Origin of the sequence: Rhizobium sp. BK379, assembly GCF_014193955.1 — a bacterium.
In the GTDB taxonomy this organism is placed as follows: domain Bacteria; phylum Pseudomonadota; class Alphaproteobacteria; order Rhizobiales; family Rhizobiaceae; genus Rhizobium.
Genome location: NZ_JACIAD010000001.1, coordinates 1,848,431 through 1,870,616, shown reverse-complemented (window position 1 = coordinate 1,870,616; position 22,186 = coordinate 1,848,431). Strand labels below are relative to the sequence as shown.

22 protein-coding genes are annotated in these 22,186 nt (G+C 60.8%); 11 read left to right on the top strand and 11 right to left on the bottom strand.

Annotated elements, in window-relative coordinates:
- Nucleotides 1-16: 16 nt before the first annotated feature.
- The 9 genes from FHT93_RS09525 to FHT93_RS09485 all read right to left on the bottom strand — a co-directional run bounded on the left by FHT93_RS09525 (nucleotide 17) and on the right by FHT93_RS09485 (nucleotide 9,617).
- Nucleotides 17-610 (bottom strand): nucleotidyltransferase family protein, encoded by a 594-nt coding sequence (locus tag FHT93_RS09525; RefSeq protein WP_113016937.1) that lies wholly within the window; start codon nucleotides 608-610, stop codon nucleotides 17-19.
- An 85-nt stretch (nucleotides 611-695) separates the two neighbouring features.
- A complete protein-coding gene (locus tag FHT93_RS09520; RefSeq protein WP_112972118.1) occupies nucleotides 696-1,337 on the bottom strand; it encodes a DUF2268 domain-containing putative Zn-dependent protease in 642 nt (213 codons plus the stop codon).
- 96 nt (nucleotides 1,338-1,433) lie between these two features.
- Nucleotides 1,434-2,492 (bottom strand): HD domain-containing phosphohydrolase, encoded by a 1,059-nt coding sequence (locus FHT93_RS09515; RefSeq protein WP_183847219.1) that lies wholly within the window; start codon nucleotides 2,490-2,492, stop codon nucleotides 1,434-1,436.
- Nucleotides 2,493-2,682: 190 nt separating this feature from the next.
- Nucleotides 2,683-3,507: a transglutaminase family protein gene (locus FHT93_RS09510; protein ID WP_183847217.1), complete on the bottom strand. Its 825-nt coding sequence runs from the start codon at nucleotides 3,505-3,507 to the stop codon at nucleotides 2,683-2,685.
- Between the two features lie 12 nt (nucleotides 3,508-3,519).
- On the bottom strand, nucleotides 3,520-4,461 hold the full coding sequence (locus FHT93_RS09505; protein ID WP_018114786.1) for an alpha-E domain-containing protein: 942 nt from the start codon (nucleotides 4,459-4,461) through the stop codon (nucleotides 3,520-3,522).
- Entirely contained in the window at nucleotides 4,461-5,870 is a 1,410-nt protein-coding gene (locus FHT93_RS09500; RefSeq protein ID WP_018114785.1) for a circularly permuted type 2 ATP-grasp protein, read from the bottom strand. The genes FHT93_RS09505 and FHT93_RS09500 overlap by 1 nt, the downstream gene beginning before the upstream one ends.
- A 296-nt stretch (nucleotides 5,871-6,166) precedes the next feature.
- On the bottom strand, nucleotides 6,167-7,888 hold the full coding sequence (locus FHT93_RS09495; RefSeq protein ID WP_183847215.1) for a DEAD/DEAH box helicase: 1,722 nt from the start codon (nucleotides 7,886-7,888) through the stop codon (nucleotides 6,167-6,169).
- A gap of 235 nt (nucleotides 7,889-8,123) precedes the next feature.
- A complete protein-coding gene (locus tag FHT93_RS09490) occupies nucleotides 8,124-9,224 on the bottom strand; it encodes a DNA alkylation repair protein (RefSeq protein ID WP_183847213.1) in 1,101 nt (366 codons plus the stop codon).
- Nucleotides 9,225-9,299: 75 nt separating this feature from the next.
- Complete coding sequence (locus tag FHT93_RS09485) at nucleotides 9,300-9,617, bottom strand: hypothetical protein (RefSeq protein WP_018114782.1); 318 nt, start codon at nucleotides 9,615-9,617, stop codon at nucleotides 9,300-9,302.
- Nucleotides 9,618-9,953: 336 nt separating this feature from the next.
- Between FHT93_RS09485 and FHT93_RS09480 the strand changes: the two genes are divergently transcribed.
- The gene (locus FHT93_RS09480) at nucleotides 9,954-13,382 is read left to right on the top strand and encodes a response regulator (protein ID WP_049800900.1); all 3,429 of its coding nucleotides are present in this window, start codon (nucleotides 9,954-9,956) and stop codon (nucleotides 13,380-13,382) included.
- Here the strand turns inward: FHT93_RS09480 and mnmD are convergent.
- Nucleotides 13,376-14,098 carry a tRNA (5-methylaminomethyl-2-thiouridine)(34)-methyltransferase MnmD gene (mnmD, locus tag FHT93_RS09475; protein WP_018114780.1) on the bottom strand — a complete coding sequence of 241 codons (723 nt, stop codon included), beginning with the start codon at nucleotides 14,096-14,098 and terminating at the stop codon, nucleotides 13,376-13,378. The genes FHT93_RS09480 and mnmD overlap by 7 nt on opposite strands.
- On the opposite strand from mnmD, the gene FHT93_RS09470 reads away from it, so the two are divergent.
- From FHT93_RS09470 to FHT93_RS09425, 10 genes are all read left to right on the top strand, one after another.
- Nucleotides 14,097-15,275, top strand: coding sequence for an FAD-dependent oxidoreductase (locus FHT93_RS09470; protein WP_113016940.1), 1,179 nt, complete (start codon nucleotides 14,097-14,099; stop codon nucleotides 15,273-15,275). The two genes, mnmD and FHT93_RS09470, sit on opposite strands and share 2 nt — an antisense overlap.
- A gap of 116 nt (nucleotides 15,276-15,391) precedes the next feature.
- Nucleotides 15,392-16,099 carry a DUF1045 domain-containing protein gene (locus FHT93_RS09465; protein ID WP_113016941.1) on the top strand — a complete coding sequence of 236 codons (708 nt, stop codon included), beginning with the start codon at nucleotides 15,392-15,394 and terminating at the stop codon, nucleotides 16,097-16,099.
- A 99-nt stretch (nucleotides 16,100-16,198) separates the two neighbouring features.
- Entirely contained in the window at nucleotides 16,199-17,122 is a 924-nt protein-coding gene (gene puuE, locus FHT93_RS09460; RefSeq protein ID WP_112972129.1) for an allantoinase PuuE, read from the top strand.
- Complete coding sequence (gene uraD / locus FHT93_RS09455) at nucleotides 17,122-17,619, top strand: 2-oxo-4-hydroxy-4-carboxy-5-ureidoimidazoline decarboxylase (protein ID WP_113016942.1); 498 nt, start codon at nucleotides 17,122-17,124, stop codon at nucleotides 17,617-17,619. Before puuE ends, uraD begins: the two co-directional genes overlap by 1 nt.
- Nucleotides 17,620-18,642, top strand: coding sequence for an allantoicase (alc, locus tag FHT93_RS09450; RefSeq protein WP_113016943.1), 1,023 nt, complete (start codon nucleotides 17,620-17,622; stop codon nucleotides 18,640-18,642).
- A 57-nt stretch (nucleotides 18,643-18,699) separates the two neighbouring features.
- Nucleotides 18,700-18,990, top strand: coding sequence for a nucleotidyltransferase family protein (locus tag FHT93_RS09445; RefSeq protein ID WP_112543455.1), 291 nt, complete (start codon nucleotides 18,700-18,702; stop codon nucleotides 18,988-18,990).
- Nucleotides 18,987-19,349, top strand: coding sequence for a HepT-like ribonuclease domain-containing protein (locus FHT93_RS09440; protein WP_112543456.1), 363 nt, complete (start codon nucleotides 18,987-18,989; stop codon nucleotides 19,347-19,349). Before FHT93_RS09445 ends, FHT93_RS09440 begins: the two co-directional genes overlap by 4 nt.
- The gene (locus tag FHT93_RS09435) at nucleotides 19,318-19,854 is read left to right on the top strand and encodes an ureidoglycolate lyase (RefSeq protein WP_183847592.1); all 537 of its coding nucleotides are present in this window, start codon (nucleotides 19,318-19,320) and stop codon (nucleotides 19,852-19,854) included. Before FHT93_RS09440 ends, FHT93_RS09435 begins: the two co-directional genes overlap by 32 nt.
- Nucleotides 19,851-20,207, top strand: coding sequence for a hydroxyisourate hydrolase (gene uraH / locus FHT93_RS09430; protein ID WP_112972135.1), 357 nt, complete (start codon nucleotides 19,851-19,853; stop codon nucleotides 20,205-20,207). Before FHT93_RS09435 ends, uraH begins: the two co-directional genes overlap by 4 nt.
- A gap of 1 nt (nucleotide 20,208) precedes the next feature.
- Nucleotides 20,209-20,949 carry a metallophosphoesterase family protein gene (locus FHT93_RS09425; protein WP_113117974.1) on the top strand — a complete coding sequence of 247 codons (741 nt, stop codon included), beginning with the start codon at nucleotides 20,209-20,211 and terminating at the stop codon, nucleotides 20,947-20,949.
- 1 nt (nucleotide 20,950) lies between these two features.
- Here the strand turns inward: FHT93_RS09425 and FHT93_RS09420 are convergent, their stop codons facing one another.
- A complete protein-coding gene (locus tag FHT93_RS09420; protein WP_112972137.1) occupies nucleotides 20,951-22,093 on the bottom strand; it encodes an alpha-hydroxy acid oxidase in 1,143 nt (380 codons plus the stop codon).
- Nucleotides 22,094-22,186: the final 93 nt, after the last annotated feature.

The following is a 22,186-nucleotide window of genomic DNA, read 5'->3' as shown; positions in this document are numbered from 1 at the left end:
CGGAAAATGCGAACCGTCAATGTGGCTGCGGATCGCACCCCCCGATCTGATCATCGATAATCGTCAGCCAGGGCCATCGCTGCACGTACTGTGCGCATTTATCCAGAAATAGGCCACGCTGAGGATTGGCAGGGTTCAGGCGCAGGATGCCGTTCCACATGTCATCCAGGCCGTCAGGCGCATAAAGGCTGCCGTCATGAAGGCGGATGCCGACCCTTGTGCAAAGGGTGAGATAACGGTCGATGCCATCCTCCGCCTTTTGTAGCTTTGGGTATTCGGCTCCAAACTTGTCCCTATACCAGAGATGGACCCGAGCCTGGTTCCTGACCTCCACCTTGACGGGCAGATCGTCGACCGCCTTCTGCACGTTGCGAATAACGAGGTCTTCGGCCTCCCATGACAGGTCGGCGTCATCGAAGTAGAAGACGTCGTAGTCCTTTATCCCGTACTGCGGATCATAACCCGATTTCAGGTTCCAGACCGTCTGCACGAGGCAGCCGGCAGTCAGAATGGCCTCGGGAACCCCCAGGGTGCGCAACCGGGTCAACAATTCGGCGTTTATCGGGTTGCGGCGGACAGACTCCATGAATTGCTGCTCGCTAAGCGACATAGCCTCTCCCTCGTCTATAGTTTCGCCAAACCAATTATCCCGAAAATGTCACCTGTGTTGGCTGAAACGCCGGGCGGAGCGAATTCTAGATTTGATCCAGAGAAGGTCTGAATGCCGATGCTGCCTCGTGAACCAGAGCAGATGATCTTTGGCCCGTTCGCATCAGGTGATCAGCGACGAGCTGGAAACCCATCGAATATCCCAGCTGGCCAGGGAAATCGGCAGTGCCGAAGAACCAGGCCTCATGGTCATAGCTGCGGCTGTCCCACTCCCCAGCCGCATGCGTCACATATTTGCGGATTTCATCCCTCGGCAGTCTTTCCCAGGGCTCAAGCGGGCCGCCATAGATTTCCTGCGCAAAATGCCCCGCCAGGCCTTCAGAGACCAATGCTTCCCCCAGTGAATTTCCGTATCCGGGTCCATCCCATCGGGCGGCGTGATGCAGCTCATGCACAAACATCCGCTCCAGGGATGCGTCAGCGTTTGCAGCAAGAACCGGGTTGGCGGGGTCGACCGTGACATAGATCAAGCCGGGCTCCGGCGCATATCCAACATGACCTTTTTCAGGAAGTACGCGGGCTCCGGCTTTCACCACGACATCGACGGGCTCTATGCGCAGTAAAGCGCTCCCCTTATCGAATGCGTCGGACAGCCGGTCGTCCAGCCAATCCCGCAGGTCCGAGAGCGCGCCGCGTGCATCAAGAAAATGAAGGTTCATGCGAGACATGACTGCACCATAGGCTCATACGGAGGATTTCGGCAATTGGCTGCCGGTACCGGATCGCCGACCTGCGGGGAAAGCGTCGCGGAACCCGATCGGATGTCAACCGCTGGAGCGCAGGCGGTCTTCTTCCATCTCAAACTGATCGAAGAGCAGACGGATCTCCGGCCATTTGCGGCGGAAAGCCGCCACGCAAGCCGGATCGAAATGCGTACCGCTGCAGGCGATGATTTCCCGGAAGGCTTCGTCGATCGGCCATGCCCGCTTGTAGGGGCGTTCGGAGCAGAGTGCATCGAAGACGTCGGCAACGGCGACGATACGGGCCTCGATCGGTATCTCTTCGCCCGCAAAGCCCTGCGGGTAGCCGGTGCCGTCCCATTTTTCGTGATGCCCGCCGATGATGGCGGTAGCAACGCGCGAAAGCTCGGCGGAACTATTGCGCAGGATCGAAACGCCGATCGGCACATGCTCGCGCATCTTTTCGATCTCATCCGGCTCCAGCTTGCCTGGCTTCTGCAGGATGGCGTCGGGAATGCCGATCTTGCCGATATCGTGCAGGGGGGCAGCGAGATAGATGTTGCGGCGCTGGATACGGTCCATGCCGAGGCCTTCGGCAATCAGTTCGGCAATGTTGGCGACACGCTCGATGTGATCGCCGGTATTGCCGTCACGCGAGGCCATGGCTTGCGCCAGGCACCAGACGATTTCCTGTTCGCGGATATCGGCCCGTTCGGTGGCGCGGCGGACGGCCTGATCAAGCGAGCGGGCACGATCGACGAGGGCAAGCTGGGCGCTGCGCAGGGCGAGAAGGTTCAGGATGCGGGCTTCGAGCTCCAGCGGATCGAAGGGTTTTGCGAGGAAGTCCGTGGCACCGGCCTCGAGCGCTTCCAGCCGCACGGCGCGTTCCGTCTGCGAGGTGATCATCACGATGGGCACGGTCTCATAGCCGCGCTGGCTGCGCAGGCGGCGGATTACGGCGACGCCGTTGAGTTCGGGCATCATATAGTCGACCAGGACAAGATCGAATTCGACGTGCGTCGTGCGCTCGAGTGCTTCCAGCGGATTGGTGAAGCTTTCGATCGCGCAGCCGGCAAAGCGGCGGACGGCGGTTTCAAGGGCAAGCAGGCTGGATTTGCTGTCATCGATAAGAAGAAGAGACATAAAACAACCTACTGAAATCTCAAAACTGGCCGGCGCGCTTTGCGCCGGTGCCCACAAATGCGAGCTCACAGCGCACAGCTTCCGTCTGCGGCTTTAATATCGGGTTAGTTTGAAGTAGAGAATTGGTTGCAACAGCAATTATTGCGTGTTTGAACGCGCATAATCGCCATGGCAACTTCGCCTGCTTTTGTCAGCTCTGGCTTTGGCTCTGCATCTGGTCGCCATTTTCGACCTTTACCGTGACCGAGAGCTTCTCGCCCGGCGTGCCTATGCGCATGCCCGATACGGGCGCGGCATCGCGGTAGCAGAGGCCGGAGGCCATGCGAACATAGCGGTCATCCGGGCAGATCTTGTTGGCAGGGTCGAAGCCGACCCAGCCGAGGCCGGGAATATGCGCCTCGCCCCAGGCATGAGTGGCGGCCTGATCGACCTTTTCTTCCATCATCAGGTAGCCGGAGACATAACGCGCCGGGATCTCCAGTGCGCGGGCGGAGGCAACGAAAATATGGGCATGGTCCTGGCAGACGCCGCTCTTCTTCTCCAGTGCCTGTTCGGCCGTGGTCTCCGTACTGCTGGTGCCGGGCTTGTATTCCACCGCCTCGTGGATTGCCGTCATCAGCGCATGCATGCGGGCAAGATCGTTCTCACCTGTCACGCCCTTGATCAATTCCTTCACCAGCTTGCCGCTCTTCGTCAGCGGCGTTTCGCGCAGGAAGAGCCAGAGCGGGCAGAAGCCGGTATGGGGGCCGGTGACGCCGTTGCGGTCTTCAGTCTCGATCTCGCCTTCGGCGACGATGCGCGTCACCTGCTGTTCGCCTTCCAGCGAGACGAGGTTCACGTGATTGCCGAACTGGTCGTCATACTCGACTTCCGGCTTGGCGCCCTCGACATGCAGCGACCAGTTGAGCACGGTCTGGCCGACGGCATTCGGCGGCGTCAGGCGCAGCCGCTGCAGCGAAAACTGCGCCGGTTCGTCGTAGCGGTATTCGGTGAGGTGGCTGATCTTCAGTCTCATGATCTGACCCGCTTAAACATAGAACCGGTAGCCATCGGAGATTTCGTTGCCGAGCTTGTTGTTGCGCGAGACGAAATCTTCGAGGAACTCATGCAGGCCCTGATCCATGACATCCTTGATCTTCAGGGTCTGCAGCGTGGCGCGAATGGCATCCGCCGTATCGTGCGCTGCAAGCCGCTCGCCGTAGTCCTTGGCGATATAGCCGAGGTTGCTGACGATCTTCTCGTAGCAATAGGCAAGCGAACGCGGCATCTGACCGTTCAGGATCAGGAAGTCGGCGATGTTCATGGCCCGGTATTCGCCGTCATAGGCCCAGCTGTAGGAGCGGTGGGCAGAGACCGAACGCAGGATCGACTCCCACTGAACGTTGTCGACCGAAGAACCGACCTGCGAGATCGACGGCAGCAGGACGTAATATTTCACGTCGAGGATGCGGCTCGTATTGTCCGCGCGCTCGATGAAGGTGCCGATGCGGGCGAAATTATAGAGTTCGTTGCGCAGCATCGAACCATGGAAGGCGCCGCGGATGAGGCCGGCGCGATGCTTGATGACATCGATGACCTCGGGCAGTTCCGCCGGCTTCAGCTTTTTCGACAGAAGCTCCTTGAGATCGATCCAGCATTCGTTGGTTGCTTCCCAGGTTTCGCGCGTCAGCGCGGTGCGCACCATGCGGGCGTTGTTGCGGCCGAAATCGATGCAGGACATGACGCTCGACGCGTTCTGGCGGTCGCGCAACATGTAGTCGATGACATCAGGACCGGTCAGCTTCGAATGGCTCTCGTCGTAGAGTTCGCGCACGCCGGCGCTTTGCAGCACGCCGTCCCAATTGTCATCACCGGCGTCGCTGCGCGTCAGTGACATGCGCAGGCCGGCATCGACAAGACGTGCGATATTTTCGGCGCGCTCGATATACCGGAACATCCAGTAGAGCCCGTTTGCAGTTCTTCCGAGCATCAGTCCTCCAATACCCAGGTGTCTTTGGTGCCGCCGCCCTGGCTGGAATTGACCACCAGCGAGCCTTGCTTCAGCGCCACGCGGGTGAGCCCGCCCGGAATGATCTGCACCTTGTCGGAGACCAGCACATAGGGGCGCAGGTCGACATGGCGGGGTGCGATGCCCTTGTTGACGAGGATCGGAACGGTGGACAGAGAAAGCGTGGGCTGGGCGATGTAATTGCTGGGCTTGGCCTTCAGCTTCTCGGCGAAATCGGCGCGTTCCTTCTTGGAAGCGGTCGGGCCGACGAGCATGCCGTAGCCGCCGGAGCCATGCACTTCCTTGACCACCAGTTCCTCCAGATGCTCCAGCACATATTTCAGGCTGCCGGCTTCCGAACAGCGCCAGGTCGGCACGTTCTCGAGGATCGGCTTGCGGCCGGTATAGAACTCGACGATCTCCGGCATGTAGGAATAGATCGCCTTGTCATCTGAAATGCCGGTGCCGGGCGCATTGGCGATGGTGATATTGCCGGAGCGGTAGACATCCATGATGCCGGGAATGCCGAGGGCCGATTCCGGGCGGAAGGTGAGGGGATCGAGGAAGTCGTCGTCGACCCGGCGATAGAGCACGTCGATCGCCTCGTAACCGCGCGTCGTGCGCATCTTCACCTTGCCGTCGATGACGCGCAGATCAGAGCCTTCGACCAGCTCGACACCCATCGTGTCGGCAAGGAAGGAATGTTCGTAGTAAGCGGAGTTGTAGATGCCGGGGGTCAAAACGGCGACACGCGGCTTGCCCTTGCAGCCGGGAGGGGCGAGCGAAGCGAGGCTCTGGCGCAGGAGATAGGGGTAGTCCTCGACGCGCTGCACCTTGTTCTCATGGAAGAGTTCCGGGAACATCTGCATCATGGTTTCCCGGTTTTCCAGCATGTAGCTGACGCCGGAGGGTGTGCGGGCATTATCCTCCAGCACATAGAACTGGTCTTCGCCGGTTCGTACGATATCCGTGCCGACGATATGGGTGTAGACGCCGCCCGGCGGCCGGAAGCCGATCATCTCGGGCAGGAAGGCAACGTTCTTCTCAATCAGTTCGCGCGGAATGCGGCCGGCGCGGATGATTTCCTGCTTATGATAGATATCGTCGAGGAAGGCGTTCAGCGCGATCACCCGCTGCTCGATGCCCTGGGCGAGCTTGCGCCATTCGCGGGCCGAGATGATGCGCGGGATGATATCGAAGGGGATGAGTTTTTCGGAACTGTCGGCGTGGCCGTAAACCGCGAAGGTGATGCCGGTTTTGCGGAAGATGTTTTCAGCGTCGCGGGACTTTGAAATCAGGTGTGCCCGGTCTTGGCTGTTGTACCACTCAAAGTATTTGTCATATGGCGCTCGGGGACTTTCGTCTCCGGTGATCATTTCATCAAATGCCAAAGGTGTGGCTCCCCTTTTTTGTTCATTTGAATACAACGCAATAGGCAATGCAAGAACCATGCACAGTTCGCATGGAAGATTCATAAAATCTTCTGCAATGCAAAAACGGGTCAAAAACTGGGCATTTATCGGCAGTTGGTGCGAGGTGTGCTTTTGGCAATCCTGACTTGGCGCACAAAAGATGGGCAGGTGATCATTTCATGCCCGGGCGACGGACCAAACTCTGCCCGCGCCTGTGACCGAGGCGGTCAAAAGAAAAGGGCCGGATCACTCCGGCCCTTCCTGATATCATTGGCTTAAGCGCGTTCGCGGCGCGGGCCACCACCATTGCGGCCCTTGCGGCGGAGACCGCCATTGCCGTCACGGCGCTGTTCGCCCTGCGGCTGCTGGTCGCCGTGGTTGCGCGGCGGGCGGCCATGGACGTGCTGCTTGTTGCCCCGGTGATGGCCGGTCGCTTCCGTCTGGGCCGGGCGCTGCTGCTGATTGCGAGCCGGGCGGAAATCCGAGGTCGAGGCCAGATCATTGTCCGGGCCGAGATCCGGTGCCTGCTCGTTACGGCGCTGGCCGCGGAAGTCCTGGTTGCGGTTGTTGCGCTGGGGGCGAGCGCGACGTTCTTCACCGCCACGCACTTCCGAGACATCGCCTTCATGGCGCGGACGGCGGTCGCCATGGCCGGCGGGACGGCCGCTGCCATTGCGGGTTTCGCTGCGGCCGCCTTCACGGCGTTCGCCACGCTGTCCACCTTCACCACGGCCTTCACCGCGACCGCCCTGGCCACGCTGCTGGCCTTGGCCGCCACGACCGCGATTGTTGCTGCGGGGTGCAGCACGCAGGTCAGCCGGCGGTTCGCCGCTGGCAACGGTGATGTCGATGCCCATCAGCTTTTCGATGTCGCGCAGCAGGCGAGCCTCATCGGGGGCGCAGAAGGCAATGGCAATGCCGTCGCGGCCGGCGCGCGCCGTGCGGCCGATGCGATGCACGTAGGCGTCAGGCACTTCCGGCAGGTCGTAGTTGAAGACGTGGCTGACGGCCGGGATATCGATGCCGCGGGCGGCGACGTCGGTGGCGATCAGCGTCTTGATGGCGCCGTCGCGGAAGCCCTTGAGCGCACGCTCGCGCTGGCCCTGGCTCTTGTTGCCGTGAATGGAGGCAACGGAATAGCCGACCTGCTCCAGATGCTTGGCGAGCTTTTCGGCGCCATGCTTGGTGCGCAGGAAGACGATGGAGCGGCCATCGGGGTTTTCGGTCAGCGTCTTCTTGAGCAGAACCGTCTTGTCGTTCTTGCCTGGGACGAAGTGAACATACTGCTCGACCTTGTCGGCAGCCTTGCCCGGAGGCGTCACTTCGACCTTGACCGGATCGGTCAGGTAATCGCCGGCGAGATCGGCAATCGCCTTCGGCATGGTGGCCGAGAAGAGCATGGTCTGGCGGCGCTTCGGTACCATCTTGGCGATCTTGCGCAAGTCATGCACGAAGCCGAGGTCGAGCATCTGGTCGGCTTCATCGAGCACGAGGTAGCGCACGGCCGTCAGCGTGATGGCGTTGCGGTTGCAGAGGTCGAGCAGGCGGCCGGGCGTGGCGACGAGAATGTCGGTGCCCTTCTCGAGCTGCAGCTGCTGCTTGTTGATGGAGACGCCGCCGACGACGACATTGATGCGCAGCGGCGACTTGCGGATGAATTTCCGGAGGTTGTCGGCGATCTGGTTAACCAGTTCGCGGGTCGGGGCCAGGATGAGCGTGCGAACGGAGCGGTTGTCGGGACGCTTTTCTTCCTTGAGCAGGCGCTCGATGAGCGGCAGGCCGAAGGCAGCGGTCTTGCCGGTGCCGGTCTGGGCAAGGCCGATCAGGTCGCGGCCCTGGATGAGAAGGGGGATAGCCTGTTCCTGAATGGGCGTCGGCGTTTCGATCCCGAGCTGAAACAGGGTGGCGACGACCGGCTTGGAGACACCGAGCGATTCAAAATTGGTCAAGTCATAACCTTTTAGGGCGCGCCAAACATAAACGCCGGATCGCGACATTGCGGTCCGGTGTCAATCTGGCGTCAAGAACCCCGCGTGAAATGGGAACTTGTAAGTTGGAAAAAGCTTCCTGCGCGTCTTGCCGCTCTTGGGTCGCGGCATTGTCGAATGCGCTCTATCCTTCTTCAGCATCTGTTGCAGTGGCACGCTCACGCGGCGGCCGGAAGGTGAAAGCTGCGGTGCATGTGGTCTATTTCCCGCCGGAAGTCAAGAGCATGCGCCGCCATTCGGTGCCTCAGGGCATGGAGAGGACGAAATGACCCGAGGCCGTTTCGGCACCATTGATGAGAATGACGATGCGATGTTGGCCGGGATAATAGCGCCGCGTGGTGATCGGCCGCATGGCGTGTCGGCGCTGCAGGGCATGGTCTTGGCCTGCAGCCAGCGTGACCGTTTTCCATTTGAAGACCTTCGGCGAGAGCGAGCCGTCCGCCTTCACGTGATGGATGGCATAGTCGATCATCAGCGATTGCGCGATATCGCCGGCATTGCGCAGGCGGATTTCGAAATCCACGCCTTCTCCGAAAAGCACCGATGGATTTGGCAGCCGCAATTCGCATTCCAGAGCGGCAGCCGCGCCGAAGCCGAAATTGGCAAGCGCCTGAGCATGGCCCTTCTTCAGCAGCGTGCGGGAGGCGTGTTTCAGTAGCCAGCGGCGCTCGGCCGAGGCGCCCTCGATATGCTCGGCGATAAAGGCCGCGACGAGATCGGGATGATCCTTGGCGATGTCGTTCAGGCTGTTTGCGACGGAGCGGCGGACATAGTCTTCGGGATCGTCCATCAGCGCGGAAAGGATCGGGATTATCGGCGAGGGGTCCTTGATCAATTGCGGCAGGCGCATCGCCCAGGGCAGGCGCGGGCGTGTGCCCTCGCTCGCGAGCCTGCGGACATGGTGGTTGGCGTCGTCGACCCAGCGGATGATCGTCGCCAGCGCGCGATCCTGGTCCTGATGGATGAACGGACGGATGCCGAACTCCGCCGTGAAATGCCGCGTCAGCGCTTTGAGAAGATCAAGCGCGATATCGAAATGCCCAAGGCCGCGCGCGGCGATGAACTGGTTGACGGGCAGGAGCATCCAGCCTGTCAGCCCGGCCTTGCCGGCGGCCGGCAGGCTTGCGCCGAGAATGGCTGCCGCCTCGGGGAAGCTTTCGGGCAGGGTCGCAAACAGCGCGTCGCGGATCAGTGTGGCGCGCTCCATGAGCTCCAGCGATTCGATGCCATCCGTTGCGAGTGCGGTGAAGCGGTCGCGGTCGAAGGAGGGCGCATTTGCCGAGATGATGTCCGCCATCGCGCGTACGAGCGCTGGATGCAGAAGGTTCTTCAGTGGTTCGGGCATCGGCGCAATCTCCCCTCGGGTCATGCGATGCATGGCCCGATGAAGGCGAGAGGTCAAGCGATGCCTGGAAAGCCCTCAGCGTCTGCAGATTTCGATGCGATAGGGCTGGCCCCAGCGATCATAGCGCCATTCCGGATGGCAGTAGCGCGGGCCGTAATAGGCAGGGTAGGCGGGATAATAAGCATAGGGGCGGGGATAGTAGGCGTAAGGTGCCGGATAGGCCGGACCAGAGGCGATTGCTCCACCCACGAGACCGCCGACGACACCGCCGGCAACACCGCCCCAGAAGGCATCGCCGGAGTGAGCGCTTGCGGTATCGGCCGTTGCCAGCGAGGCGCCTGCAAATGTCAGTGCAACCAGGCCCGCCGCCATTGTCTTATGAAGAACGGACATGTCGAATCCCTTTCGTGGTAGGCTCGTCATTGAAGCCATTGCCAGAATCTGCTGCGATCGCGGCGCGCTGATGGTTGCGCAAGCCGTGCCGGGATTAAATTTTCTCCATGCTCGGCCGTCGTCGGATGGCGCGTTCGCCATGTCCGGCCGGGTTTCCCCGTGAATCTTCAAGCCATTTCAGTTTCGTGCAAGCCTTTGTTGTCAGTCTGATTCATCAACTTCATGAGCCGGCTTGGAATTTTTGTCAGTGGAATTTTATGGTTAACAGCTTGTTAAAAGCCTTGGCGTTATAGTTGTTGTGGGGGATATTTCGTTCATTGCGGGAGTGAAGATTTTTTGAACTTTACCGGGGAACTCTTGGAACTGGCCTGCCGCCGGATCGCTGATCTGGATACCCCGGCCTATGTCAAAAACAGCGAACTCCGCTATGTCGCCGTCAACGAGGCCTATGCCCGCTTCTTCGGCCGCGAGATTTCCGATTTCATCGGGCGGCGCAGCCGCGAATTGTTCGACCGACCGGAAGAAGAGGAGCGCGAGGATCGCGAACGTCGTGCGCTTGTGTTCGGTACCGAAGAGAGCGCCATCTCCTTTGATGCCGCCGGCCTCAGCCATGAGCGCGTGCTGATCGAGAGTTTTTCGCCCTCGCAGGACCGGGCTTACGTGCTAGGCATCTTCGATATACGCGAACCGCGACGTGCCATTCCCGAGGTCGCCGATACGATGGCGACCGATCTTGGCCATATCCGCGAGGCGCTTGAAAATCTCGATCACCCGATCGGCATCTTTGCCAAAGACGGCCGTCCGCTGGTCGTCAATGCCGCCTACCGCGGCGGCAGCAGGTATGCGCCCGAGGGCAGCAGGTATGCGCCTGAGGGCAGCCAGTTTGCGCCCGAGGGCGCCACTACCGTGCCGGCAGGTGAAGCCTCCTGGCACGAAAGCGTGCGTGAGCGCGACCTCTTGCGCACCATCATGGAGGATCTTCCGGTCGCGGCTTTCGTGCGCGACGAAGACCATCGGCTGGTCTATGCCAACCAGTATTACGAGACCTTCACCGGTCATGCCCGTTCCAGGGCGCTGGGCCTGACCGAGCACGACATGTTCGGACCGGCGGCTGGTGAGGCGATCTATCGGGAAAACCTCCTCGCGCTCGAAAACGGCGTGCTGATCGAGGTCGAGAGCTATCTGCCGAATACGGACGGCGAAATCTTCCAGGTGATCTCCCGCGTCAACCGGGTCGTCACGCCTGACGGCAAGCGTTATGTCGTCGGTTCCTTCTCCGATATCACGCCGCTGAAAGCGCGTGAGAAGGAACTGATAGACGCGCGCCAGCAAGAGGAAATCCTACATCAGGAAATCGAGAGCATCCTGCGCTCGCTTCCGGTCGGCGTGCTGATCCTCGACAATGATCACACCATTCTCTACGTCAATGATGAGTTCTATAGCATCTGGGAACTGCCGCTCGACGACCGTTTCGATGGGCGGCCGTTCATCGATGTCGTCAAGCGCAATTACGAGCTCGGCCGCTACGGCGATACGCAGACGCCGGACGAAATCTATTCGTTCCGCAAGGGGCTTTTCGAAGATGAAAACCCCGAGCCGATCCAGCTCGATTGGGCTGCCGGCAAGTCCGTCATCTTCGACTCCAGGCGCATTTCCTCAAACCGCATCCTGCTGACCTATTCCGATATTTCCGCCGTGCGCGAGCGCGAGCAGGAAATCCACGAGGCGCGCGCCGCACTGGAAAGCCTCGGCGAGATGATGCGTGACGCGACGCATGCCATGTCGCAGGGGCTCGCGATCGTTCGGGACGGCGTGATCAAGCTTTCCAATGACGGGCTTGCCGAAGTACTGCGCATCCCGGCCGAGCTGACCGAGGCGGGAAGGGAATGGATCGACCTTTTCCAGTTCTGTGCCAATCGTGGCGATTTCCACGACAATGCAGTCGAAACGCTCGAGGAGTGGCGCGCCAACATTGCCGCGCGCCAGCCGATCTCGACCGTCTTCCATGTCGGCGGCGAGCGCTGGGTGAATATGGAAGCCACCATCAGCGAACGGCAGCATTGGGTGGCGCTGTTTACCGACGTGACCGAACTCAAGCAGCGCGAAGAGGATCTGACTGAGCTTCTGTCGCGCGCCGAGGCTGCCGACCGCGCCAAGTCCGAGTTCCTCGCCAACATGAGCCATGAGATCCGCACCCCGATGAACGGTGTGCTCGGCATGGCGGAACTGCTCGCCAAGACCAATCTCGATACCCGCCAGAAGACCTTTGTCGATATCATCGTCAAATCGGGCAATGCGCTCTTGACGATCATCAACGACATCCTCGATTTTTCGAAGATCGATGCGGGCCAGATGAAGCTGCGCAAGGCCGCCTTCGATCTCGTCGAGGCCGTCGAGGACGTGGCGACGCTGCTGTCTTCGCCTGCGGCGGAAAAGGATATCGAGCTTCTGGTTCGGGCAGCACCGGATCTGCCGGCTGCCGTCATCGGCGACGCTGGCCGCTTCCGCCAGATCGTCACCAATCTCGTCGGCAATGCCGTGAAATTCACCGAGCGCGGCCATGTCTTCGTCGATATCGGTTTCGAGGCTTCCGGCGGCGACGAGATCATGACCAGCATCCGCATCGAGGATACCGGCATCGGCATTCCGCCCGAGAAGGTGGAGTCGGTCTTCGACAAGTTCTCTCAGGTCGATTCCTCATCGACCCGGCGGCATGAGGGCACGGGCCTCGGTCTTGCGATCACGGCGGGTCTCGTCGACCTCTTCGGCGGCTATATCAATGTCGAAAGCGAATGGGGCAGGGGTTCGGTCTTCACCGTCAGGCTGCCCTTTGCGGTCGCTGCCGCCCGGATCGAGCCGAAACCGCTGCCGATCAATGTGCAGGGTGCGCGTATCCTCGTCATCGATGACAACGAGGTCAATCGCCGTATCCTGACTGAACAGCTGGGCCTCTGGGGCTTCGACGGCGTTGCCGCGGAAGGCGGCGCCACCGGTTTTGCCATTCTGGAGGCTGCTGCCGATCTCGGCATCAAGGTCGATGCCGTCGTGCTCGACTATCATATGCCCGACATGAACGGCGCCGAGGTCGCCCGCCGTCTTCGCGCTGACAGCCGTTTCGCGGAGCTGCCGATCATCTTCCTGACCTCGATGGATATTTCGGGCACCGAGAAGGAGTTTGCGGCGCTGAACGGCCATGCGCATCTGATGAAACCGGCGCGCGCCAACTTGCTGCGCAATACGGTCGTCGAGGTGGTGCGGGCAAGCCGTGTCAAACAGGCTTCCGAGGCCGAGATCACGCGGCTGCAGAAAGAGGCGGAGGTACCGCCGCCGGCACCTGCGCCTGTTCCGCAAAAACGGGCTGCCGAATTCGTCGACGTGCTCGTGGCCGAAGACAACGAGGTCAACCAGATCGTCTTCACGCAGATCCTGCAAGGTACCGGGCTTTCCTTCCTCGTCGTCAATAATGGCGAAGAGGCCGTGGAGGCATGGGAGCGGCATACGCCACGCTTGATCATGATGGATGTCTCAATGCCCGTCATGAACGGCCATCAGGCAACCATGCTGATCCGCGAGAAGGAGCAGGGGCAGGGCCATCGCGTGCCTGTTATCGGTGTCACGGCGCATGCGCTGGAAAGCGACAGGGAACTCTGCCTCGATGCCGGCATGGACGACTACATGTCGAAGCCGATCAGCCCGGAACTCCTGGAAGACAAGATCCGCCAATGGCTTGGCGGCGAATTGAAGCCCGGCCGTTCCGGTTATTGAGGCTTTGTGCCGCAGAGCATTTCCCGCTTTCCTGCGAACCCTTGGCGCCGTTCGACAGTGAATCCGGCCGCCGCGAGGTTGCGGCGCACGAAGCCGGCTGCGGCATAAGTCGCAAAGCTTCCGCCCGGAACGGTCTTTTCGCAGACGAGGCGCATCAACTCTGCCGACCACATGTCGCCGTTGCGCGACGGAGCGAAGCCATCGAGATACCAGGCATCGAATTCGGCGGCAGCCCGAGAAACGCCGTCGAAGGCCTGGCCGCAGACGACGCTGAGCTTCGTCTGCTCGTCCAGGGCGAGTGAGACAATGCCTTCGGGACTCTCCGGCCAGAGGGCGGCCAGCGCCTGGCGCTCGGCATCGATCTCGGGCCAGTGGGCAAGCGCTCGGTCGATTTCCTCGCGGCGCATCGGATAGAGCTCGAAGGACATGAAATGCAGATGCTGTCCGGGCAGGCGGTGAAGTTTCCATTGGCGCCAGGTTTCCGAGACATTCAGCCCCGTGCCGAAGCCGAGTTCGCCGATGAGAAAGGCCGAGCGGCCGCTCCACCGTTCAGGTAGGCCGTTTCCCGACAGGAAGACATGGCCGCATTCCAGCCGCCCGTCCGTCTGGCAATAAAAATGGTCGCCAAAGGCGGTCGAATAGGGCATATCGCCGTCGCGCCATTCGAGAGGCTGCGGCTTGCCCGCGCCGATCTGATCCGGATTGATGTCTGTCATGGAAAAAGCCGATAGTCCTGCCCCGGCCTCGGGTCAATCATCGATCGATGTCATTATCATCGGCGGCGGCATCATGGGCCTGTGGGCGGCCGTGCATGCCGAGCGCCGCGGCATGAAAACGCTGCTTGTCGATGCCGGGCGTCTCGGCGGCGGGGCAAGCGGCGGGCTGCTCGGCGCGCTGATGCCGCATATGCCGGACCGCTGGTCGGAAAAGAAACAGTTCCAGTTCGATGCGCTGGTGTCGTTGGAAGCCGACATTGGCGATATCGAAGCGGCGACCGGGCTTTCGGCCGGATACCGGCGCTCTGGCCGGTTGATCCCGCTGCCGAAGGCGCATTTGCGCCAGATCGCGCTCGGCCATTCCGAAGATGCAAAGGCACATTGGAGAGCGGGAGAGCGGTGCTTTCACTGGCATGTGCTCGATTGGCCACCGGGTGACGGCTGGATCGATCCGGCTGCAGGCGAAAGCGGTTTCGTGCATGACACGCTCGCAGCCCGCGTCGCACCGCGCTCGCTGGTCGCGGCACTGGCGGCGTTTCTGCGCACGGCACGGCATGTTCGCATACTCGAAAGTACCGAGATGACGTCGCTTGATCCGGCGCGGGGAACGGTATCCATAGGCGGCAAAAGTCTCGCCTTCGGCCGTGCAATCCTTGCCGCCGGATATCGGTCCTTTCCGTTACTGGAGTCGCTGACATCGGGGTTGCAGAAACCTCTCGGGCAGGCCGTCAAGGGACAGGCGGCACTGCTTGTCGCTGATGTCGACCCCGGCTTGCCCACGATATTTCGCGACGGGCTCTATGTCGTTGCCCATGAGGGTGGGCATGTGGCCGTCGGCAGCACCAGCGAGAACAGCTTTGCCGATCCCTTTTCCACCGACGAGCAGCTCGATGCGCTGATCGAAGCCGCCCGCGACATGGTTCCCGGCTTGCGCGATGCGCCCGTTATCGAGCGCTGGGCCGGATTGCGCCCCAAGGCGATCGACCGCGATCCGATGGTCGGCGCGCATCCGGAGAATCAAAATCTCATCGCCCTGACCGGCGGTTTCAAGGTCAGTTTCGGGCTCGCACATCGGCTGGCGGAAGCGGCGATATGCATTGCAAGCGATGTAAATACAGATTTTTTATTGCCGGAAAGCTTTGCAATTTCAAACCACATCGCGGTCTCTTCACGTTAAACGTGAATTAGAAGGCGCTCCGCTTCGTTATTCTGTCATGCAAATCACCTATCTGCTTGCGCATCGATGGCGCGGGAATTGGTCCGCGCCTACCTCAGTCAGATGGAGGAAATCGCATGCGCTATGCCATTTGCTTCACGCCATCAGCGAGCGATCCGCTCTCGCATGTGGCGGCCAGTTGGCTTGGCCGCAACGTATTTTCAGGCGAGATGGTCGAACCGCCGGCAATCCGCGGGCTTGGCATCCACGAGATCGCCTTTCATACGGCGGTGCCGCGTCGCTATGGATTCCACGGCGTGCTGAAAGCCCCTTTCCACCTTTCGTGCGAGGTCTCCGAACCGCAACTCCTGCGCGACCTCATGCGCTTTTGCGGGACGTTGTCACCCTTCCAGATTCCGCGTCTGGAAGTTGCGCGCCTCGGCACTTTCTACAGCCTGTCACCGATCCGCCCCTGTGATCAGGTTCACTTTCTTTCCTCGGCGATCGTTCAGGAGTTCGACCGTTTTCGTGCGCCACTCTCCGAGGCGGATATCGAGCGCAGTGATCCTGACGGACTTTCGGCGGCGCAATTTGCCAACCTGCATCGCTGGGGCAACCCCTATGTGATGGACGAGTTCCGTTTCCATATGCCGGTTACCGGCCCGGTGAACGCGGTCGATATGCCGCGCATCGAGCAGGCACTACGGGCGATGTTCGATCCGGTTCTTGCCGAGCCGGTAACGGTCTCGAATGTCGCGCTGATGATCGAGGAAGGGGCCGGTGGCCCGTTCCGGGTGCACTCGCTGCATCCGATGGGCAAGGTGAGCGCGCGCAAGATCGCCTGAGTTACACGCGACAAGTCGAAGGCCAAATACGCACTTTTACGCCTCGACATTCCGGTCACGGATGCTACCGTTTCACCTGTCTTTTCAAAAGGTGATTTGATGGTATCCGAGACCTATCCGCGCAATCTCGTCGGTTACGGGCGCAACACGCCCGACCCGAAATGGCCGGGCGAGGCACGCGTCGCAGTACAGTTCGTCATCAATTACGAAGAGGGTGGCGAGAGCTCCATCCTCGACGGCGATCCGGCTTCGGAGAACCTGCTGTCGGAAATCGTCGGCGCGCAGCCCTGGCCGAACCAGCGCAATCTCAACATGGAATCGATCTACGAATACGGCTCGCGCGCCGGCTTCTGGCGGCTCTGGCGCCTCTTCACCGATCTCAAGATGCAGGCGACCGTCTATGGCGTCACGCTCGCCATGGCCCGCAATCCGGAAGCGGTCGCCGCGATGAAGGAGGCGGGCTGGGAGATTGCCAGCCACGGCTATCGCTGGCTGGAATACAAGGATTTCCCGGAGGATCTGGAGCGCAAGCACATCCTCGAAGCCGTGCGCCTGCATACGGAACTGACGGGTGAGCGGCCCTACGGCATGTACCAGGGCAAGCCTTCGGACAATACACTGCGGCTGGTGCAGGAGGAGGGCGGCTTCCTTTATTCGTCGGATTCTTACGCCGATGATCTGCCCTATTGGGTGAAGAGTGCCGATGAAAATCCGTTCCTCATCATTCCCTACACGCTCGAGACCAACGACATGCGGTTTGCCACGCCGCAGGGCTTCAATTCCGGCGACCAGTTCTTCACCTACCTCAAGGACGCCTTCGATACGCTCTACGAGGAAGGCAAGGAGGGCAGCCCGAAGATGATGTCGGTCGGACTGCATTGCCGCCTCGTCGGCCGGCCGGGACGCGTGGCGTCGCTCAAGCGGTTCATGGAATATGTGCTGAAGCACGACAAGGTGTGGGTCCCGCGCCGGATCGAGATTGCGCAGCACTGGCATGCGAACCACAAGCCGGAAACGATCTGATGATTTCGCGCAACGAATTTGTGTCTCGCTTCGGTGGCGTCTTCGAGCATTCGCCCTTCATCGCCGAGCGGGCCTATGACGATGGCTTTGTCGGTGAGAAGCTGACGGTGGATCGTGTGCATACGGAGCTCGTCGCCATTTTCCGCGCGGCGAGCAGGGAAGAGCGCCTCGGTGTGTTGCGCGCTCATCCCGATCTTGCCGGACGGCTGGCGGTCGCGGGCGAGCTGACGGAAGACAGCAAGAAGGAACAGGCCGGTGCCGGGCTCGACCGGTTGAGCCCTGAAGAGCATGCGCGTTTTACCGACCTTAATTCCTCCTACACGCAGAAATTCGGTTTTCCCTTCATCATCGCTGTGAAGGGGCTGAACAAGGACGATATTCTTGCCGCTTTCGAAAAGCGGATCGACAATACCAGCGACGAAGAATTCGTGACTGCTGCAGCCGAGGTCGAAAAGATCGCGCTGCTGCGCCTGACATCCATGCTTCCGGAGACCTGAATGACCGATACGACCGATACCAGCCTGCCAGCTTTCGCCACGGGCGCCATCAATCTTGCCTCGGCCCGTCTCGGCGCCAAGGGTCTCTACGCCACGGACGAATTCTTCGCGCCGCTGGAGCGCATGCTGCAGGACGTGCCGGCAAGCTTCGATCCGGATCTCTATGACGATAACGGCAAGTACATGGACGGCTGGGAAAGCCGCCGCAAGCGCGTCCCCGGCCATGACTGGGCGATCGTGAAGCTCGCCATGCCGGGCCGCATCTTCGGCTTCGATGTCGATACCAGCTATTTCACCGGCAATTATCCGCCGCATTGCTCGATCGAGGCTGCCTTTCTCGAAAGCGGCGATCCTGATGATGCGACCCAGTGGACCGAAATCCTGGTAAAGTCGCCGCTCGGCTCCAGCGCGCACCATTTCTTCGAAAATGCCGACAAGCAGAAGATCTGGACGCATCTTCGCCTGCATATCTATCCGGATGGCGGTGTGGCGCGTCTTCGCGTCTATGGCTCGGCCTATTTCGACTGGTCGAAAGTCGGCGCCGGCGAGGAAGTCGATCTCGCCTATATTTTCAACGGTGCAAAAGCGCTTGCCTGGTCGGATGCCCATTATGGCCATCCGGACAAGCTGCTCGGTCCTGGACGCGGCCTCAACATGGGCGACGGCTGGGAAACCAAGCGCCGCCGTGGTCCCGGTCACGACTGGGCGATCATTCGGCTTGGCCATGCCGGCACGATCAAGCGCGTGATCGTCGATACTGCCTTTTTCAAGGGCAATTTCCCCGATACGTGCGAACTCTTCGGCGCCTATCTGCCCGATCTCGGCGATACGCTGTCTGAGGCCGATATCGCGGCTTCGGAAAACTGGAAGCCGATCCTGCCGCGCAGCAAGCTGCAGATGGACCATATCCATGAATATGGCAGCGACGCGATTGCCGATATCGGCCCGATCACGCATGTGCGTTATGCCATGCATCCGGATGGCGGCACGATGCGCCTCAGGCTCTTCGGAGTGAAGGCTTGAGTTCTTTCCTCTTTCAGTCCCGTCCCTTATATTCGCGGCATCAGGAGTGATGCCGCGATGAGACCGTCGGAAGTGCTGGAGAAGAACAGGCAGGCGATCCGCGAAGCGACCAAGCGCTTCAACGCGGCAAACCCGCGTGTGTTCGGCTCGGTTGCCCGCGGCGAGGATCGGCCGGACAGCGATCTGGATATTCTCGTGGATGCGCTGCCAGGGACAACGCTGTTCGATCTTGGCGGGCTGCTGGAAGAATTGCAGGATATTCTGGGGGTTAAGGTGGATCTGGTTACTGCGGGTGGATTGCCGGAGCGCATCAAACACCGTGTTCTGTCGGAAGCCTCCGCCATATGAGCCGCGAGCGCCTTCTTGAACATGTGGATCGCATGCAGGAGGCCGCGCAGCAGGCCTTCGACCTGACAGAGGGCATGAGCCAGGAGCAGTTTCTCCATGATATTCGCACCCAGTTGGCAGTGACGATGTCGCTGGTCCTCGTCGGCGAAGCGGCGGCGCGAATTGCGGCTGGCGACCCCGGCTTTATTCAGGATCATCAGGATATTCCGTGGACCCGGATAAAGGGCATGCGAGACCTGATCGTTCACGATTATTATCGGGCAGAATTGCCCGTCATCTGGCAGACGGCGAGGACCGACCTTCCGGCTCTGGTTTCCCAACTTGAAAATGTTCGCCACTGGCGCGTTCAGGGCGAGTAATTCCGTGTCCAAATATCTCGAAATACAGTCTCTAACAAAATCCGCCTTCGCGCCCTTCGGCGACGTGATCGAAGCCGATCCTACGAGCATGCGCTATATCAACGGCGGCAATACCGAGCGTTTCCATGCGCTTGCAGCGCCCGAGGCTGCGGGCGAGGGCGCGCGCGTCATCATCAATCTCTTCCGCGGCCAGCCGCGCAGCTTTCCTTACGAGGTCGGCATGATGGAGCGGCACCCGTTCGGTAGCCAGAGCTTCTCGCCGATATCGGGCCGACCCTTCCTCGTCGTCGTTTCCGAAGATGAAGGCGGCCGTCCGGGGCGTCCGCAGGTCTTTCTCGCGGGCGGCGACCAGGGCGTGAATTATCGGCGCAATGTCTGGCATCATCCGCTGATGGCGCTCGGCGAGCCGAGCGACTTTCTCGTTGTCGACCGTGACGGTCCGGGCAACAATCTGGAAGAATTCTTCTTCGACAGCGCCTTCATCATCGGAGAGCCCGCGCCATGACCGGACTGACCACCCATGTTCTCGACACGGCTCTCGGCAAACCGGCCCAAGGGCTGCGGATCGATCTCTTTCACATCGAGGGGGAGCTTCGCCACCTTATCAAGACGGTGGAGACCAATGCCGATGGCCGCGTCGATGGCGGGCCAATCCTGACCGGCGAGAGCTTTCGTGCCGGCACCTACGAACTGCTTTTTCACGCCGGAGATTATCTGAGGGCAAGCGGGACGCCTCTGCCGCATCCGGCCTTCCTCGATCTCGTGCCGATCCGTTTCGGCATTGCCGACATTGCGGCGCATTATCATGTGCCGCTGCTGATCTCGCCCTACGGTTATTCCACCTATCGCGGGAGCTGACATGCGCTTTGCCGCGATCGCCGATATCCATGGAAACTACCTTGCGCTTGAAGCCGTGCTGGCTGACATCGCTGCCCAGGGGATTACTGGCATCGTCAATCTCGGCGATTGTTTCAGCGGTCCGCTGGAGGCAGGCAGGGTGGCTGAGCGGTTGTTGTCGCTCTCCATTCCGACCGTGCGCGGCAACCACGACCGCTATCTGATCGAGCAGCAGCCGGAAGAAATGCATATTTCGGATGCCGCGGCCTATGCGCAGCTTGGCGCGGCGCATCTCGACTGGCTGCGATCGCTGCCGGTCGACCTGATCTACAGGGACGAGGTCTATCTCTGCCACGCGACCCCTGAGGACGACAATCTCTACTGGCTGGATATGGCCGTTGCCGATGGCAGCGTGGTGCTGCGGCCGCAGGCGGAGATCGAGGCGCTGGCGGAAGGCATCAAAAGCCCGTTGATCCTGTGTGGCCACACGCATATTCCGCGCATGGCAGCACTTTCCGGCGGTCGTCTTGTCGTCAATCCCGGCAGTGTCGGCGGCCCGGCCTATGACGATGACAAGCCTTATCCACACAAGGTCGAGACCGGCCACGCGATGGCGAGTTACGCGGTGCTGGAAAAATTAGCCAGTGGATGGACGGCGCATTTCCGCAATATCCGCTATGACAACATGGCCATGTCGGCGCTGGCAAGAACCAATGGTCGCCCGGAATGGGCCGTGGCACTCGCGACGGGCCGGATGCCGTAACTTACTGCCGGCCGGCAATGATCGAGGAATCGATATCCTTGATGTCGCGTTTGCCGCAGAGCGCCATGGTGATGTCCATCTCCTTGCGGATGATCTCGAGCGCCCGCGTAACGCCGTCCTTGCCCATGGCGCCGAGGCCATAGAGGAAGGGGCGGCCGATATAGGTGCCACGCGCGCCGAGTGCCACGGCCTTCAGCACATCCTGACCGGAGCGGATACCACCATCGATATGCACTTCGACACGATCGGCGACTGCATCGACGATCTTCGGCAGCATGCTGATCGAAGAGGGGGCGCCATCGAGCTGACGGCCGCCGTGATTGGAAACGATGATGGCATCGGCGCCGGTTTCGGCGGCGTGCCTGGCATCCTCGACATCGAGGATACCCTTGATGATCAGCGGGCCGCCCCACTGTTCCTTGATCCAGGCGACATCTCTCCACGACAGCTGCGGGTCGAATTGTTCATTCGCGAAAGTTGTGATCGAGGGAAGATCGGCGAGGCCCTTGGCGTGGCCGACGATGTTGCCGAAGCTGCGGCGCTTCGTCTTCATCATCTCCATGCACCAGAAGGGGCGCGTCGCTATCTGCCAGATATGTTTCGGCGTGAGTTTCGGCGGTGCCGAGAGGCCGTTGCGCAGGTCCTTGTGGCGCTGGCCGATAATCTGCAGGTCGGCGGTCAGCACCAGCGCAGAGCATTTGGCGGCCTTGGCGCGGTTGATGAGATCGAGCACGAAGCCTCTGTCGCGCATGACATAAAGCTGAAACCAGAACGGCTTCGTCGTGACGGAGGCGACATCCTCGATGGAGCAGATGCTCATGGTCGAGAGTGTGAAGGGCACGCCGAATTCTTCCGCCGCGCGCGCCGCCAGCATCTCGCCATCGGCATGCTGCATGCCGGTCATGCCCGTCGGGGCAAGGGCCACCGGCATCGACACCTTCTGGCCGATCATCGTGGTTTCAAGCGTGCGGTTGGTGATGTCGACCAGCACGCGCTGGCGCAGTTTGATATCGCGAAAATCGGCTTCGTTGGCGGCGTAGGTCGATTCCGTCCAGGCGCCGGAATCCGCGTAGTCGAAGAACATCTTCGGAACGCGGCGCTGAGCCATTTTCTTGAGATCGGCGATGGTCAGCGGCTTGGTCATGAGCGAACTTTCACATCTGAGACGTGGTCGAATACCACGCTTGTTCAGCCTTTGGTATTTGATTTCAGAGGATTTTGCCGTCAGGCCACCGCC